Below are 15,444 nucleotides of genomic sequence, written 5' to 3'. Positions count from 1 at the left end.
TTAGTTACCTCTTTCTAGGCTAGTGTACCAGCTTTGACCGTCACTAACAACTTCTATTGTACCGTTTTTATCAGTACGATAGACTTTGTTATCTTTTATTGAGGTTAACAAATTTAATAGCTCTGCTCGTGGATGCCCGTACTTGTTTTTCGCTCCCACCGATATCGCTGAAACAGTGGGTGAAAGTCTCATAAAGAAGGTTGGCTGCAAAGAAGTTTTAGAGCCGTGGTGGGGTACTTTAAGAAAATCTATCTCACCAATGTTTCCGCTGTAGGGCTGAACTTGTTGATCTGCGTCCCCAGTAAAGAGACCAGAGAAGTTGCCGAAGTTCAATTCAAAAACTACACAGGCTTCATTAAGGTCTTTGACAATTGGGTGCTCTTCTCTGGGCCAAAGAAATTTGATCTCGGTTTTATCAGGAAAATTTATTTCTTCTCCGGCGCTGACAATCTCTTTGTCAATCTTTTTCTCCTCGACTAGTTCCTCCCAGGTTTTGTAGTTTTTGGTGTTGTTGACCACTCCGCTATAGATTAACTTACCTATTTGATACCTTTTGACCACTTCTATAAGACCGGTAAGGTGATCTGCTTGAGGATGAGTAAGAATCAAAAAGTCAATTTTGTGATCCCAAGCCGGAATGTCTTTGGCTAGTTGCTCAAGAACTGAATTGTCCGGACCTCCATCAACCAAGATTTTGTAGCCAGCGGCGGTGCGGATAAAGATTGAGTCCCCTTGGCCAACATCATAAATTTTGATATGAAGCTTACTGTCTGGCCTTTGAAAATAGAGCAAAGAAAAAAAGGTCGCGCTCAGGGCCAAAGTCAGGATTAGAAAATGAATTGGTTTAAGTTTTTTTAGAAACATAGTTGGTTTTATAAAAAATTACTAAAGAAGCCACGCTTAAATAGTAGCCTAAAAGCAAGAAGAGATTGTTTTTCTCCAAACTCAGGCTTGCAAAAGACAAAGAGGCAAGAAAGGCGTTGACCAGAATAAAAAACTTAAGCCCAAAAAGGGGCAGCAAAGCAAAAATTGAGGCCATTGGTAAATAGATAAAACTGATAAAAAGTACTACAAAACCAACTATAGTCACAAAGGGTATAGTCCAGAGAGTGAGGGCATTAGCCAAAGGTGAAACTAGAGAGACGGTTCCAAAATAATAAAAGATGATTGGAACAACCAAGATCTGGGCAGAAAGGGTAATGGCCAAATCTTCCTTTAACAAAGCTGGTAAGCGTTTGGTGAACTTTCTGATTCGATCGGAAAAAAGCAAAATACCCAGAGTAGCGAAAAAAGAAAGCTGAAAACCAATATCGAAGATTATTTCTGGATTTAGAAAATACAAAACAAGAGCAACCAAAAAAAGGCTGTAGACCGGGTAAACTACCCTTCCACTGAGCACCCCCAAATAAGCAATACTAGCCATGAGAGCGGCTCGAAGGGTAGGAGCTCCAAGACCGGTAACCAAACTGTAGAAAGAAATCGCAAGCAAACTTAAAAGTAGCGCTTTTTTGCGTCCCAAAAATTTTGCTAGAGCCAAAAAGAGGCCGCCAACAACAGTGATGTTGTAGCCGGAAACAACTGCCACATGAATCGTTCCGTTTCTCTTTAAATCCTCTCCCAGCCCAGGGCTTAGCTCACTTTTTATTCCCAGCAAAACCCCATTCATCAACCCTGACTCGGGCTGCGGAAACAGAAAGTTTATTTTTTCCTTGAGGCTAAGTCGTAGTCTGTGGAGATTTGAATTTAACCAACTTGCGCCCCCTAGTCTTTTTACCTCAGGAAGGTAGAGTCTTCCCTTTTCAAGAGTTCCGGTCAGACCGACGACTTCTCCGTAGTGAAGGTTTTCTCGACTGTAAACTCTGGTTCTGTTGAGAGTAAAGAAATACAAGTTCCCTTTTTCGATTGGCTCTTCCAAAAGTGTCCCTTTGATAGTGACTCTCCCTTGGTCGGTTATCTCCGGTAAGGTCTGTCTGTAGATGACCCAACGCACCCAAAGCAAAGCCGAGATAAAGATAACTAAAAGAAGAACGGCTGTTTTTTTAGTTGGCACTAATCAAATCCTTGATTTTTTCGTAAACTGAGTTGGAAACAACTTTTCTTGCTTTGAGATCCTCAATACTAGCAAAGGGTCGGGCGTTAATTATTTTCTCGGCCGTGACTGGGCCAATTCCTGGCAAAGTATCGAGATCTTTGCTAGTAGCTAGGTTGATATTGATCAAGGTTGAGGAAGAGGCAGGGCTGCTCTGATCATTGATTTGAAAGAAATAAATCTTCTGGCCGTCGATGAGCTTGGCTGCTAGGTTGATGGTTTCGGCAATTCTTTCCCTGTCTGCCTCCTTGTTCAAACCTCCGGCCTCCCTGAGGGCATCCTCAACCCGACCATCACTCGCAACTCGATGGACCCCGGGTTTGTTGACAGCGCCTTCAACATCTACTCTAATGAACGAGTTGCTGCTTCCAGACTCTGTAATCTCAGGGAGGGTTTTGCTTTTGCTAAAACTAGGGGCCAGAAGACCAAGGAGAACAAACACGATACCGCCCAACCCGAGTAAAATTGGGACCTTGTTTTTGTCAGTAAACTCTAAAATTGAATCCACAACGGGGTTCTCTTCCATAGCAGAAAATTTTCTTATCGCAGTATAAGGAGCAAGTAAAAGAATTTCAAGAGTAAATTTTGAGTTTTTAGAGGAGTAAAGTTTGTTTGGAGACTCAGTCGAAAATTCCTAGACTTTTTTTGTACTGCACGATCCAAACGTTGTAGAAGAAAACTAAATGCTTTAAACCTCGATCATTAAGTTCTTTGTCAATCACCCCACCGCGGTGCGGATAGGAGTGCATTTGGGGTCGGAGTGAGGAAAAACCCTGGGCGTAATGAACCATCTCATGGGCAATCGTATGATCAATGATTTCTTTGGGAAACTCATCGTCTTTAAAGATCCCGTTGATGAGAATGTGGCTGCCGTTGTCCTCGTAGCAAAGTCTGATCGAGCCAAAGCGATACTTTGCGGCTCGGCCAAATTTGATATAAACTTTGTTCTTCTGTTCAACATCGGGAAAGTATTTTTCCCAAAGCCAGTCAAGACGTGACTGCAAATAGGTATTGTCGCGCACGATTTCCTCCAGATAGTTTCTTTTAAAAAATTTGGTTGGAACACTTAGCTGTAGCTGCCCTCTACAGAGGTCTCCAAACTTAAACAACTAAATTGACGAGTCTCCCTTTGACGAAGATCGTTTTCTTTATTCTCTTGCCTTGAGTGTAATTTTTTATTTTGGGTCGGTCAACAACCAAGCGGGTTACTTCCTCTTCCGCGGCCTCACTACTGACCTCAATTTTGTCTCTCATTTTTCCGTTGACCTGCACAACAACAGTAACATATTTTTTCGCCAAAGCCGAAGAATCAAACTCTGGCCAGCTTTGCTGGTGAACTGAAAAATCCCCGCCAAGTTCTCCCCAAATTTCCTCAGCAATAAATGGAGCAAAAGGTGCCAAAACTAGTACAAACTGCTTCAATAGTTCAAGATGAACTTTTTCTTTGTTTTTGTAAAGCAAGTTCACGAATTCCATCAGGTAGGCAATGCTAGTGTTAAACTTCAAACTTGAAATCCCACGGTCAAGATTTTTGATCAGTTCTTGGAGCTTCTTGTTTTGCTCTGGGTCAATTTGATGACCAGGTTTTTCTTTTACTTCTTGGGTGAGTGTCCAAACTCGGGCAAGAAAGCGGAACATACCAGCAATCGCCCGGTCATTGAACTCCCCACCTTGATCATAAGGACCAATGAAAAGAAGGTACATACGCAGGGTGTCAGTTCCATAAGTATCCATGTACTCGTTCGGATTGATGACATTGCCGCGCGATTTACTCATTTTGGCCCCTTTGTAAGTGATCAAAGAATGAGCCCGGAACTTTTTGAAAGGTTCTTCAAAGTTGAGCCAACCTTGATCACGTAGGACCATGGTGATGAAGCGGGTGTAAAGCAGATGCAAGACCGCGTGCTCATTGCCACCAATATACATATCCACCGGCAACCACTTTTTAGTTAGGCTTCGATCGAAAGGCTCATTCTTTACCTTGGTTGAAGGGTAACGCAAGAAATACCAGGAGGAGTCGAGAAAGGTGTCGGAAACGTCAGTCTCTCTTTTGGCATCTTCGCCGCAACTAGGGCATTTTACGCTCACAAATTCTGGCAAAGACGAGAGTGGACTGACACCGCTGCCTTTGGGTTGGTAGTCTTCGATCTCGGGTAATTCAACCGGTAAGTCTTTCTCGGACACAGGATACCAACCAACCATCTGGGAATTAAGAATTGAGAATGAAGAATGAAGAATTTTTCCACTTTTAATTTTTAATTTTTCATTTTGCCAATTCTTTGCTTCCTCGGAAGTAAACCAAGATTTACCCTCTTCTGCACATTTACTACAGTAGATCATTGGGATCGGTGGACCCCAATAGCGCTGGCGAGAAATCAGCCAGTCGCGGAGGTGGTAGTTAACTTTTACTGATCCGTATTGATTTTCTTCGAGATATTTTGATATATTATTTTTAGCCTCTTGGGTACTTTGACCGTTAAACTGTCTTGAGTTGATCAGCTTGCCTTCTCCTTCCCAAACTTCTTTATCTGAGACTTGACCGTCAATAACTTCCACAATAGGTAGCTTGAACTTCTTGGCAAAAGCGTAATCTCTCCGGTCGTGAGCTGGTACTGCCATAATTGCTCCACTACCATAGGAACCAAGGACATAATCAGCTACCCAAACTGGTAGCAATTCGCCGGTGAGGGGGTGCACTGCTTTAATCTCAGAATCGATTCCAGTCTTGTCCTTACCTTCTTCTTGGCGGGTAATCTCAGTTTTGTTTAAACTTTCCTCAACGTAGCTTTTAACTTCATCAGAGGCTTTCCAACCAACCTCCAACCAGGATTTAACGGTTTCCGGAGAAATAACCAAAAAGGTTGCCCCGAAAATTGTCTCGGGTCTGGTAGTATAAACGCTGACTGAGTGCTTACCATCTTCCTGTCCGGGAACATTTCTTAGTTTGAATTTGATCTCGGCACCGTCACTGCGACCAATCCAATTCTTCTGCATTGTTTTCGTCGTCTCAGACCAGTCAATCTTTTCTAAATTGTCGAGCAGTCTCTGGGCATAATCGGTAATTTTAAAAAACCACTGCTCAAGTTCCTTACTCTCAACTTCGGTCCCACAACGCTCACATTTTCCGCCGATAACCTGCTCATCAGCCAAGACAGTTTTACAGCTTGGGCACCAGTCAACTTTAGCTTTCTTACGGACCGCTAAACCAGCTTTAAAAAGCTGGATAAATAACCACTGTGTCCAACGGTAATAATCTGGATCAGAAGTAGTCACTGAGTGTTGCCAATCAAAAAGCGCCCCGAGCTTTTTTAATTGCTCTTCACGGAAATATTTTGTAGTCTGCTCTATGAGTTCTTTGGGGTGTTTACCTTGTTTGATCGCAAAATTCTCAGAATGAATTCCAAAGCTGTCAAAACCCATCGGCTCAAAGACATCTTTACCCTTCATTTTCATGTAGTGGCCGAAAGTATCCGCTCCCCCAAAGGCGTAAACATGCCCGACGTGCAAACCTTCGCCAGATGGGTAAGGGAACATCATCAAGTTGTAGAAAGGCTCCGGCGCTTTTTCGATATCAACCTCGAAGGATTTGGCAGACTCCCAACGCTTTCGCCACTTAGCTTCAATTTCTTTTGGTAAATAAGGACGCATGAATTTATTAATTATAACTGTAATTCTGCCACATTTTAAGCTTTGCTGAAATAAAAGGCAAATTTGCAGTTACCCATCTTAAAGAAGTAAAATTGCTTTAATGAAGGCCCTTGCCCGGTTCTGTTTAACTATATCTATCTTTACTTCTTTACTTCTTTTTCTCCCTAGCTTGGTAGAAGCTTTTACTTCCACTTCAGCCACTTATAACCTCGAGGGAGAGTTTGGTATCTTTGGTGGCTCAAAATCCTCAGCTAACTACAATCTAAGCGATACCGGTGGTGGCTTTGCCCCTGGGCAATCAATTTCAACCAACTACACTGCTTGCAGCGGTTTTCAGTGCGTCGGAGCCCAAATCCCTTCAATTACTTCAGTTTTAAGTTCAACGACAATTAACCTTGGTACTCTCTCGACTGGATCTGTTAGTACCCAAAGTAATACTGTAACTGTGACTACCAATATGCAGGGCTACAATCTGACTGTAATTCAGGACGGCAATCTGCGCACCAGTGTCGGTGATGATATTAATCCAGTAGCTGCAAGCCCGATTATCGCTGGCACTGAAGCCTATGGACTGGCAACTTCAAACTCAAGTGCTGGCCTTGATTTTCCAGTCGATGCCGGTTGTGTCAATCACAATGCGGCTGCTGTCACAACGAGCGCAAAATTAATCGCGAAGGCGGTCGGCCCAACCTCTTCTTCAGGCGAAGTGAACACAATTTGTTATCACGCTTCAAAAGCTGGTTTGACTCCAGCTGGCTCTTACAGTCAAATTGTCACCTTTATTACCACTGGCAGTTTTTAATTTGCTTGACAGACTTTTTCTTGACCTTCATAATATAGTTAATCCTTGTTCCAGCAATGAAAATAAATCTGAGAAAGAAATTAATAAGGATACTAGCTGCCGCCTTGTTGGTTTCTCTGCTTTTCCCCGCCTTCTCTACCCCTTCAAGAGCCGGCAACCTTACCGCTCTTTCTGACACTATGTCACGCTTGGCAGTTACAACCGCCTCCAACCATTTGATCAGCTTTACGATGACCGCCGGTACTGAAGTAATTCAGGACGAGACTATCACTGTGACTTTCCCCGCTGACTTTGATACGAGCACTATTGATTGTGGCGATGTCGACCTTACCGACGACACGGTCGATGAAGACATACAGGAAGAAGCTGGCGGCTGTACCGCTAGTGCTACTGAGTGGGGAGCTGCCTTTGCTGCCGACGTTTTGACTCTAACTGCTCCTTCTGGAGCGGCGACTTATATTAACGGCAGTTCGGTGGTAACCATTGAAATTGGCACCAACGCCACCGCCGATGAAGCTGGAAATGAACAAATTACCAACCCAGGATCAGACGGAAGCAACACAATTTCGATCGGCGGAACCTTTGGGGACACTGGCAGTCTCGCCGTCCCAATCATGAGTGCTGATCAGGTCAGCGTTTCGGCTACTGTTGACCCAACCATTACTGCGACTTTGAGCGACACTACTTGTGCTCTAGGTACTCTAACAACTGCTAGTGTCAGCGGCTGTACTTATACCAATACTATTGTTACCAACGCTACTTCTGGATACGGCTCCACCCTGGTTGAAGATGGAAACCTCTGTTCTCCGTCAGTCGCAGTTTGTACTAATAGCATTGGCGATTCAGCAGGAGGTGCTGTTAATGCCGGCTCAGAAGAATATGGTTTTGCTAGTAGCGACACTACCGGGACTCCAGACGCTGGAGACTACGATGGTGCCTGTGGTGGAGGTGCCTCTGAAGCTGCGGAACCGATCGACGGTACTGAGACTTACGCCAATGCTTCAGCTCCAACTGCAGGTGACGTAGTTACTCTTTGTCATGCAGCTTCAATTACCGGAGCCACACCAGCGGGAAGCTACTCTCACACTGTAACTTTGATCACTACCGGGAACTTCTAAACGGGAGCTTGCTTGTTTACTTTGGCGAAGATATAATCTTGAAGATTTAGGAAAAATGAGAAAACTGTCCACAATTTCGAAAATAACTGCCGCTGCCAGTCTTGGTTCTCTTCTCCTCACCCCGATTACCTTGGCTCAGGAGTCCACTAACAATAATAAAACTACTGGTATTGAAGTCAGCTCCCCGCTTTATGAATTCAACCTCGATCCCGGAGACAACCAACAAGATATTATCAAAATAAAAAATGTTGGCAACCAAAAAACTACTTACTACCCAATTGTCGTTGATTTCAAATCAAACAATACCGATGGTACTCCTGTCTTTCTCAATGTTGGCGAAGAAAATTCCACCTACTCGCTAACCAAGTGGATCAAATTTACTCAAGAGGCAGTCACTCTTGAACCAGGTAAATCTGAAGCTTTCAATTTTAATATTACTGTCCCCACGAACGGTGAAGCCGGTGGTCACTACGGAGCTATACTCTTCTCGACCGAAGCAGCAACTGTCGCCGGTACTGGTGTTGGTTTGATCAACCAAACAGGAGCGCTTATTTTGGTCCGTGTCTCTGGTGATACAAAAGAGAGTGCTACCATAACCACCTTTAAAACTAGTAAACCCAACTACCCAACTACCCATGATGTGAAGTTAAATTTAACAATTTCAAACTCAGGAAACGTCCATGTTGCGCCCAAGGGAAACATCACCATCACCAACATCTTCGGTGGTAAAGTTGCCGTCATCCCAGTCAATGAAGCCGGTGGAAACATTTTGCCGGGAAGTACCAGAAATTTTGAACTAGCCTGGAAAGATCTTGGTTTCAAGATCGGTTTGTACAAGGCCAAAATCGATTTGGTTTACGGTCAAACCTCAAAAACCCTTTCCGCACAAACTAGCTTCTGGATCATCCCTTGGAAGGCTATTGGTATCGCCTCAGCGGTCCTTGTAGTCTTGCTGGTGGCTCTCTTCTTCGCAATACGGCGCTACAACGCCTGGATTATCAGCAGATCCAAACAACAAAGCAACTCCCACGAGTAAACTTTAACCTTCACGACTCAAATCGAACAAGCGCTGCAAACGATTCTAAAAGAGTTGTTGTCAACGCGCCTGGAGCGTCTCACGGGCTGCCAAGAATTAATAACCGCTACTAGGTACTCAAATACCAACTCTTCCAATTCTGAATTTTGTCATCCTCAACTTGATTGAGGATCTTTTGTTCTTCCAAGCAAGATCCTCGCCTTCGCGAGGATGACAAGAACAACCGTTAAATTGCCTGACCATACAAGTCTTTAAACTCTGGGTTACCTTCTTTAATAAGCCTTAATTTCCACTCTCTGTTCCAGTGTTTTAACTGCTTTTCTCTTTTAATTGCCTCTTCTGCGCTAGAAAACAACTCGAAGTACAAAAGTAGATTAAGTCCATACTTTTTGCTAAAACCCTCAACTAGCTTATTCTTGTGCTCATAAACTCTCCTAACTAAGTTGTTGGTCACCCCGATATAAAGCGTCGGTCTAGAGTTGCCGATTATATAAACGTAATAGTTTTTCATAATTCTATTATTTATTCTAATCATCCTCAGCTCGACTGAAAAACCCCTGACGGGTTCTTACCGGTGTGTCTTTACTGAAAAGGAGTTCTTAACCCGGTTGGGACGCCTCTAAAAGTAATAAAAAGCAGATCCTCGTTTTTCACGAGGATGACACTAAATACCCTAACCCCATATCACTTCAGGTAATATATTTCAATCAGTATAACTACCCGATTTATGACCCGCTGGAGCGTGACGTTATTCAAGTATAACTACTTGATTTATCAAGTAATTTTATTTTGTTGTAAAAAGGCACTTTCGGGTCAATTTCGAGGCCATTTTTGCTGAATTTAAAACGTTAATTTTTCTACTCAATTTGGTTTGACAAAGGGGCAAATTTCTGCTACTATTTTTAGTATAACTGCCTGATTTATCAATCAGTTATTTAAAAATAGCGGTTGAAAAGGAAGTTAGCCCTGCCCAATGTTAACTGCCAATGACCTAGAGAAGCTCCTGCCGGAGTTCATAGAACACCTCTCCTCCCTTAATTCTTCGCGTTCAACTTTAAAGAACTACGCCTCGGACATCCGAAAAGTCTTTTCAAAGGTTGCTTCTTTTGATTATCTTGAAGCTGAGGATCTGAACCAAGCTCTAAAAGAACTTTCCGAAGAGGTTTCGGAAAGTTCTCTGCGCCGCTTTTATTTTAGTCTCAAATCCTTTCTTTCTTGGGCAGAAAGCAAGGGCTACCCCCTCAAGAAAACCGCTCCACCAACCAAGCAACCTTCTGCCGTTTCTGTTCAAACAGTGTCAAAAGCTATCAACCATGGGCCAGTTGCTGCTTATTTGGAAGATTTAGAAAGGCAGGGTTCTTCAAAAGCCACTCTTTACCACTATCAGAAAGACGTCTCCTCTTTTCTTTTGTGGAAAACTGGCGCAAAGGATTCCGCCTCAATTGATGACCAGACGGTCAAAAGGATCAATCGTAACGACATCAACCGTTACTCTTCGTTTCTACACAGTCAAAATCTAGCCGAGTCTTCAATCAAACGCTATTTGGGGAGCTTAAAATCTTTCCTGGGTTTTCATAAAGAAACTAGTTACAAAAACCAACCGGCCTCCGGGCAGGGTCAGGCTGGTTGGTTCAAAAGGTTAATCGTCTGGAGACCAGGTTTTTGGCATGCCTATCGTGGTCATCCTATATCGGACTATGTCAACTGGGCCGGATTGGCCGGAGTAGTTTTGCTGGTCGGTTTGAATTTTTACAGCAAATATTTGCTTCCTGCGCCAATCAACATCAATGAGTTGACCGGAGCAGTCTTGGCCGCCTCTGCCCCACCCCAAATTCTTTCCTTTCAGGGAAGGCTGACCAATAGCTCGGATGCTCCGGTGACAGGAGCAACCGACATTATTTTCTACATTTACGATGCCAGAACTGCCGGAACTCTCAAATGGACCTCAAGAACTTGGACCCTTACCCCAGATTCAAACGGTATTTTCTCGGCTTGTCTGGGAGATCAAGACACAACCGACGACTGTCTCGCTGGTGGAGGAGCTGACACTGCTTTCCCCGCCGACCTTTTTACAGATAACCCAGCTCTCTACCTCGAAGTCGAAGTTGAAGGTGAAACTCTCTCTCCCCGACAGAGAATTTCCTCAGTTTCTTACTCACTAAACTCTGGAGCGCTCGACGGTGTTGACTCAACTTCCTTTTTGCGAAGTGATACTTCTGACAACTTTACTTCCGGAACTTTGACCATAGATGACGGGACAACCCTAGCTGTCAACTCTTCAACCATTGGCCTGGGCAATGCCAGTGGAGACGCGATCACCGTCAACGGCACGGCGACCTTTAACACCGCTACCAACTTTACGCTGGCGGGAACCGAAAACGTAGCTATGACCTCCGATCTGGCCGGAACCGTCGATGTCATTTCAATAGTTGCCACCCCATCATCTTCGGCTGGAACTACTCAGGGAATTTTTGTCCAACAAGCTGCCTCGGCCAACACCAACGGCTTAGATGTCGGAATAGCAATTGATAACGCCGATACCGATCTGTTGCTGACTGATGCAATCTCGATCACCAACACCGGTGCTTTTGGCGACGGCTACAGCAATTTTTTAAATACCCCAACCATTGACATCACGGCTGCCGGAGCCATCACCGGAGCCACTGGAATCACTTCTTCCGGAACCATTACTTTTTCATCTTACGGAACTGATGCCAACGGAGTTTTGTACACTCACCCAACCGGTGGAGTTGTAACCAGGGTCGCTGAGACAGAAACCGGCAGTCAGTGTTTACTCTCCGGAGCTGGTGCCAGTGGGGTACCAACTTGGGGTTCTTGCTCAGCTGGCGGCACCACTTGGGACGCGATCGGAGATGCTGCCGGGAACGGCGCGATTGCTTTTGGATCAACAGTTCAAACTTTGGACTGGGCCACTATGGATGCTAACGCTTCCTTCTTTAGCTTTAATTTTACCAACGCTGGGACTTCAGCCGGAACAGATTCTGGAGTCGTCATTAACAACGCTCAAAACGATTCCTTATCGACTGACAACGTAACCGAGAACCTGCTACTACTGCAGCAATTGGACACTTCGACCGGCAGCTCCATAGTAGTAAGTAATGCTCTCAAAATCGATTCGGCTGCCAACGCCGGTATCACCGACGGCATTGAGATAACCAATTCCGGCGGTAATATCACCAACGGTATCAATCTTGTTGACACCGCCGGTGGTACTTTTACAACTGGCATTAGCCTCTCTGGTACGATGACCACGGGAATAAGTTTGGGCGCAACGACCACAACTGCAATTTCCATTGGCACAACAACAACTGCAATTTCTGTAACTAGTGCTGGAATTGGTCTTAGTATAGCTGTACCAACAGGTACAACTTTGTCTACCGGTGTAAAATTGGGGAGTGGAGCCTCTGAAGGAAATATAACCACTGGTTTCTCTTACAGTATTTTAGGAGGTTCAATTGAAGTAGGTGATCACAGTGTGGTTGGAACTGATGCTTTCTACGCCTCATCGCAATGTATTACGGCAGTTTGTGGGGCATCTACTTCTACTCTAACAAACGGTCTCCACATAGTTTCCGACTACCCAGCCTCCACCATCAGCAACGGTGTTCTGATCGAAACTACAAATTCCGGTGTTATTACTGACGGCATTGATCTGTCTAGTTGTTCCTGTACCAACGGTATTAATCTTGGTACCAACAAAATCCTTTCTTCCGGTTCGTTCACTATTGATTTAAACAACGCGGCGGCTGACACTTTAACAATTACCAACGGAGGGGCTGGGGTTCCAAGCGTAAATATAGATGAGGATGGTAGTTTTAAGGTCGGAGACAGCGGCGGGCAACTTACTTTAACTGTGTCTGACCTTGGAGGATTGGGGCAACACGGTAATATCTCCGCCTCCGCTCACCTATACATTGGCGTAGACAATGGCAACGCTAGCGCTGACAATGTCACTGGCTGGGTATTTTACCGCAACGGGAGCCTTACTGCTCATACCCTTGAATTTCAAGAAAACGGTGAGTTTAAATTCACGCCCACTCAAACTTCCGGCAATATTCTCGATGTTGGCGCAGTCACTGCCGTGAGCCAGAGCGCGGCCCTCACTGGACTCGACATTGACCTCTCCACCAACTACACCGTCCCCAACTCCTCTTCTGGCAACCAAATCGGTCTGAATTTAACTTTAAAGGATGGTGGGGCTTCGGCCACAGCCAACGGCATCACGGTCGCCGGTACTTTTGATACCGGTATCAGTTTTACCGGAACTCTGAGCAGTGGTGGGGCTGACATTACTAGCGCAAGTAACCGGGCGATCACCGTTACACCGGCGGGAACTGGAGACTTGGTTATTTCCACTGACTCAGACACTGAAGTCCAGCTTTCCGGGGCGACTTCAGTGCTAAAATTGACCGCTACAGACAACACTGCTGTCTTAAACCTGCAAGACACTTCTTCCAACACCCTCTTCCAGTTCAAGGATTTGAATACCAACTTCGGCGGTCTGGCGATTGGTGGAGCTTTTGCCAGTGTCAATAGTTACTATGCAGAAGAATTTAACCGCCTTCGCACCGCTGGTGCCGGTTGCATTGCTGAGACAGTCAACGCCCGTGGTGGGGACGGCAACACCAACAACTGTACCGCTTCCACCGGACCAATTTCTGTTGCCGTCACCCTAGGCGCAACTGCAGCCTGTGCTTTTCGCTCAGTGGCGGACTCAAATGGTGGTTATGAAGAAATTAATGCTGCCGATGGGACTGGCAACGCGGCCTGTCTCGAGTACATCGGTACCAACACTGCCAATGACGCTCAGCTTATGTTTAATAGTAACAACCTGCCAGTTGCCCTTTTTAAGGTCAGACCGACCCGAGCCGCCTCTGGGGATACGAATTCACGCTACTTCATCGGTCTGGGCAATCTTGGTACGGCCGGCTCAGGAGTTAGCACTGATGCTCAAGACATTATGGACACCAGTGACGATAGCGGAATTTATTTCAGCAACTGTACTGACCCCACCACTGCCAGTACCTGTAACGACACGACTTGGAATGTCAGTTTGCAGAATGGCGCTACTATCAGTACCAAAGATTGTGGTGTAACCATCTCAACCACCAACTTTGCGGTCATGAGGATTGAAGTCGTTAGCGCTGGTGCCTCTGCTGCTAGTGTCAATGCTTACGTGGATGGTGATGTCTCCGATGGAGTCAGTTGGACTGCCTGTCCGGCGTTTGGTTCGGTTACAGTCGATGGTTTGGCTTGGGGTTGGTTTGCCAATACTCATGCTAATGCTTCTCTCAACAGCAACTTCAATTTTCATATTGACTATGTTCGTGTCTGGCAGGACGATGCTCCCAGCTACCCGGTCCCCGAGCAAGAAGTTCAGGATGTTCCTGATTCAGTTGCGGCTCGATCTCACCAAGTCGTAGGTCAAGCTTCTGATCTAGTCGCTGACAAACTCACTGAAGACCAGCTCGATCAAGTCCTGAACAACGCTGCCGGTATTTGGTACCAGTCCTCAGGCAAAGCTGTCTCTTGGATCTCAAACTCAGGTGAAGCTGTTTTCCTCTCGGTGACTTCCTGGGTAGGTGAGTTCAGAAAACTGATTTTTGGTGAGCTAGTCGTCAAAGACGATTCTCAAGTGGCTGGTGAGATCAGCTTCGATCCGGGAGCAAATGAAGTCTTCATCGAATCAGAAAAGATAACTGACTCTTCTTTGATTTATATCACCCCAACGACCAAAACCGATGGACTCACTTTTTATATCAAAGAAAAACGAAGTGGTGAGGGCTTTGTGGTTGGGTTACAACGAAACCGTGGCGATTTACCGGGCGAAGCAAGTGCCTCGGCAACCCAGAACCTTCGTTTCAACTGGTTGATAGTGAATAAGGAATAATACATTTAGATAAAAAGATTAAGCGATGCAAGATCAAAGATTCAAAACAAAAAATAGCTTTGAAAAACTTGATGTTTGGAAAAAAGCACATCTACTAACTCTTTTTGTTTATTCAATAACCAACCGGTTTCCGAGTGAAGAAAGATTCCGATTAGGCGATCAAATAAGACGATCTTCTGCATCAATCACAACTAACATAGTGGAAGGTAGTTCCAGGCACACAAAAAGGAGTTTAGGCAATTTCTCAACATGGCGAGAGGATCTTTAGAGGAAACTAAGTATCACTTACTCTTAGCCCGAGACCTTGGTTATCTAAAAGAAGATCTCTATCAAAATTTACAATCAGGTCATGAGGAAATTGGCAAAATGTTGAGTGGATTAATCAAATCTCTTCAAACTTAGAACTTACAGCTTAAAACTTACCACTAACCTCCAGGAACCTCGTCGCGGGTGTAGCCGGCAAGGATTTGTTTGACCATGTCGGCCACTTCCTTTGGCTCGTGCTCACTTTTGATGATGTACTTGACCGCACCTTTGGCAAGAGCGGTCTCAGCATCTTTTTCCCCAGCAAGGTTGGTCAAAACTACGACCGGAATGGCTTTGGTGTTCGGATCAGTCTTAAGCTCATCTAAGACCTGAAGGCCGTTTTTTTCCGGCATCATGATATCAAGCAAGATGAGGGTGGGTGCGCCGGTTCTCGCCTTTTGTAAGCCTTCTTGACCGTTGTTGGCTGTTTCCACTTCGTACTTTTCAAAAGTGAAAATTTTCTCGTACATGCGAGCCATCAAAGGGTCATCTTCAACTACAAGTATTTTTGCCATCTACAAAAGAATTATAAGT

General features: G+C 44.9%; 13 protein-coding genes. 6 read left to right on the top strand and 7 right to left on the bottom strand.

The window, feature by feature from the left end; genetic code table 11:
- The 5 genes from Q8P13_01270 to leuS form a co-directional block, all read right to left on the bottom strand.
- On the bottom strand, positions 1-864 hold the full coding sequence (locus tag Q8P13_01270) for an MBL fold metallo-hydrolase (GenBank protein MDP2671075.1): 864 nt from the start codon (positions 862-864) through the stop codon (positions 1-3).
- A complete protein-coding gene (locus Q8P13_01265) occupies positions 845-2,050 on the bottom strand; it encodes a ComEC/Rec2 family competence protein (protein MDP2671074.1) in 1,206 nt (401 codons plus the stop codon). The genes Q8P13_01270 and Q8P13_01265 overlap by 20 nt, the downstream gene beginning before the upstream one ends.
- Positions 2,040-2,615, bottom strand: coding sequence for a ComEA family DNA-binding protein (locus Q8P13_01260; protein ID MDP2671073.1), 576 nt, complete (start codon positions 2,613-2,615; stop codon positions 2,040-2,042). The genes Q8P13_01265 and Q8P13_01260 overlap by 11 nt, the downstream gene beginning before the upstream one ends.
- Positions 2,616-2,709: 94 nt before the next feature.
- Positions 2,710-3,111, bottom strand: a complete 402-nt coding sequence (locus Q8P13_01255) for a hypothetical protein (protein MDP2671072.1) — start codon at positions 3,109-3,111, stop codon at positions 2,710-2,712.
- Positions 3,112-3,190: 79 nt separating this feature from the next.
- Positions 3,191-5,737, bottom strand: a complete 2,547-nt coding sequence (gene leuS / locus Q8P13_01250) for a leucine--tRNA ligase (GenBank protein ID MDP2671071.1) — start codon at positions 5,735-5,737, stop codon at positions 3,191-3,193.
- A gap of 100 nt (positions 5,738-5,837) precedes the next feature.
- Between leuS and Q8P13_01245 the strand changes: the two genes are divergently transcribed.
- From Q8P13_01245 to Q8P13_01235, 3 genes are read left to right on the top strand one after another with little or no spacing between them, the layout of a single operon-like run.
- Positions 5,838-6,539, top strand: a complete 702-nt coding sequence (locus Q8P13_01245) for a hypothetical protein (GenBank protein MDP2671070.1) — start codon at positions 5,838-5,840, stop codon at positions 6,537-6,539.
- A 56-nt stretch (positions 6,540-6,595) separates the two neighbouring features.
- On the top strand, positions 6,596-7,657 hold the full coding sequence (locus Q8P13_01240; protein ID MDP2671069.1) for a hypothetical protein: 1,062 nt from the start codon (positions 6,596-6,598) through the stop codon (positions 7,655-7,657).
- A gap of 55 nt (positions 7,658-7,712) precedes the next feature.
- Entirely contained in the window at positions 7,713-8,693 is a 981-nt protein-coding gene (locus Q8P13_01235) for a DUF916 domain-containing protein (GenBank protein MDP2671068.1), read from the top strand.
- 226 nt (positions 8,694-8,919) lie between these two features.
- Here Q8P13_01235 and Q8P13_01230 read toward each other — a convergent pair whose 3' ends face one another.
- Positions 8,920-9,204, bottom strand: a complete 285-nt coding sequence (locus Q8P13_01230) for a GIY-YIG nuclease family protein (protein ID MDP2671067.1) — start codon at positions 9,202-9,204, stop codon at positions 8,920-8,922.
- 462 nt (positions 9,205-9,666) lie between these two features.
- On the opposite strand from Q8P13_01230, the gene Q8P13_01225 reads away from it, so the two are divergent.
- The 3 genes from Q8P13_01225 to Q8P13_01215 are packed head-to-tail and all read left to right on the top strand — an operon-like array spanning position 9,667 to position 15,006.
- Entirely contained in the window at positions 9,667-14,604 is a 4,938-nt protein-coding gene (locus Q8P13_01225; GenBank protein MDP2671066.1) for a site-specific integrase, read from the top strand.
- 25 nt (positions 14,605-14,629) lie between these two features.
- On the top strand, positions 14,630-14,872 hold the full coding sequence (locus Q8P13_01220; protein ID MDP2671065.1) for a four helix bundle protein: 243 nt from the start codon (positions 14,630-14,632) through the stop codon (positions 14,870-14,872).
- Positions 14,854-15,006 carry a four helix bundle protein gene (locus Q8P13_01215; GenBank protein ID MDP2671064.1) on the top strand — a complete coding sequence of 51 codons (153 nt, stop codon included), beginning with the start codon at positions 14,854-14,856 and terminating at the stop codon, positions 15,004-15,006. The genes Q8P13_01220 and Q8P13_01215 overlap by 19 nt, the downstream gene beginning before the upstream one ends.
- A gap of 23 nt (positions 15,007-15,029) precedes the next feature.
- Here Q8P13_01215 and Q8P13_01210 read toward each other — a convergent pair whose 3' ends face one another.
- Complete coding sequence (locus tag Q8P13_01210) at positions 15,030-15,425, bottom strand: response regulator (GenBank protein MDP2671063.1); 396 nt, start codon at positions 15,423-15,425, stop codon at positions 15,030-15,032.
- Positions 15,426-15,444: the final 19 nt, after the last annotated feature.

The organism is bacterium, from assembly GCA_030704665.1.
GTDB lineage: Bacteria > Patescibacteriota > Microgenomatia > Woykebacterales > RBG-16-39-9b > JAUYID01.
The sequence above is the reverse complement of the archived record's forward strand: the minus strand, read 5'-3'. Positions and strand labels throughout refer to the sequence as shown.

Bases quoted from the DNA above. Each gene is read 5' to 3' on its own strand.
- Q8P13_01270 (MDP2671075.1), bottom strand. From the start codon at position 864: ATGTTTCTAAAAAAACTTAAACCAATTCATTTTCTAATCCTGACTTTG.
- Q8P13_01260 (MDP2671073.1), bottom strand. From the start codon at position 2,615: ATGGAAGAGAACCCCGTTGTGGATTCAATTTTAGAGTTTACTGACAAA.
- leuS (MDP2671071.1), bottom strand. From the start codon at position 5,737: ATGCGTCCTTATTTACCAAAAGAAATTGAAGCTAAGTGGCGAAAGCGT.
- Q8P13_01245 (MDP2671070.1), top strand. From the start codon at position 5,838: ATGAAGGCCCTTGCCCGGTTCTGTTTAACTATATCTATCTTTACTTCT.
- Q8P13_01240 (MDP2671069.1), top strand. From the start codon at position 6,596: ATGAAAATAAATCTGAGAAAGAAATTAATAAGGATACTAGCTGCCGCC.
- Q8P13_01235 (MDP2671068.1), top strand. From the start codon at position 7,713: ATGAGAAAACTGTCCACAATTTCGAAAATAACTGCCGCTGCCAGTCTT.
- Q8P13_01230 (MDP2671067.1), bottom strand. From the start codon at position 9,204: ATGAAAAACTATTACGTTTATATAATCGGCAACTCTAGACCGACGCTT.
- Q8P13_01225 (MDP2671066.1), top strand. From the start codon at position 9,667: ATGTTAACTGCCAATGACCTAGAGAAGCTCCTGCCGGAGTTCATAGAA.
- Q8P13_01220 (MDP2671065.1), top strand. From the start codon at position 14,630: ATGCAAGATCAAAGATTCAAAACAAAAAATAGCTTTGAAAAACTTGAT.
- Q8P13_01215 (MDP2671064.1), top strand. From the start codon at position 14,854: ATGGCGAGAGGATCTTTAGAGGAAACTAAGTATCACTTACTCTTAGCC.
- Q8P13_01210 (MDP2671063.1), bottom strand. From the start codon at position 15,425: ATGGCAAAAATACTTGTAGTTGAAGATGACCCTTTGATGGCTCGCATG.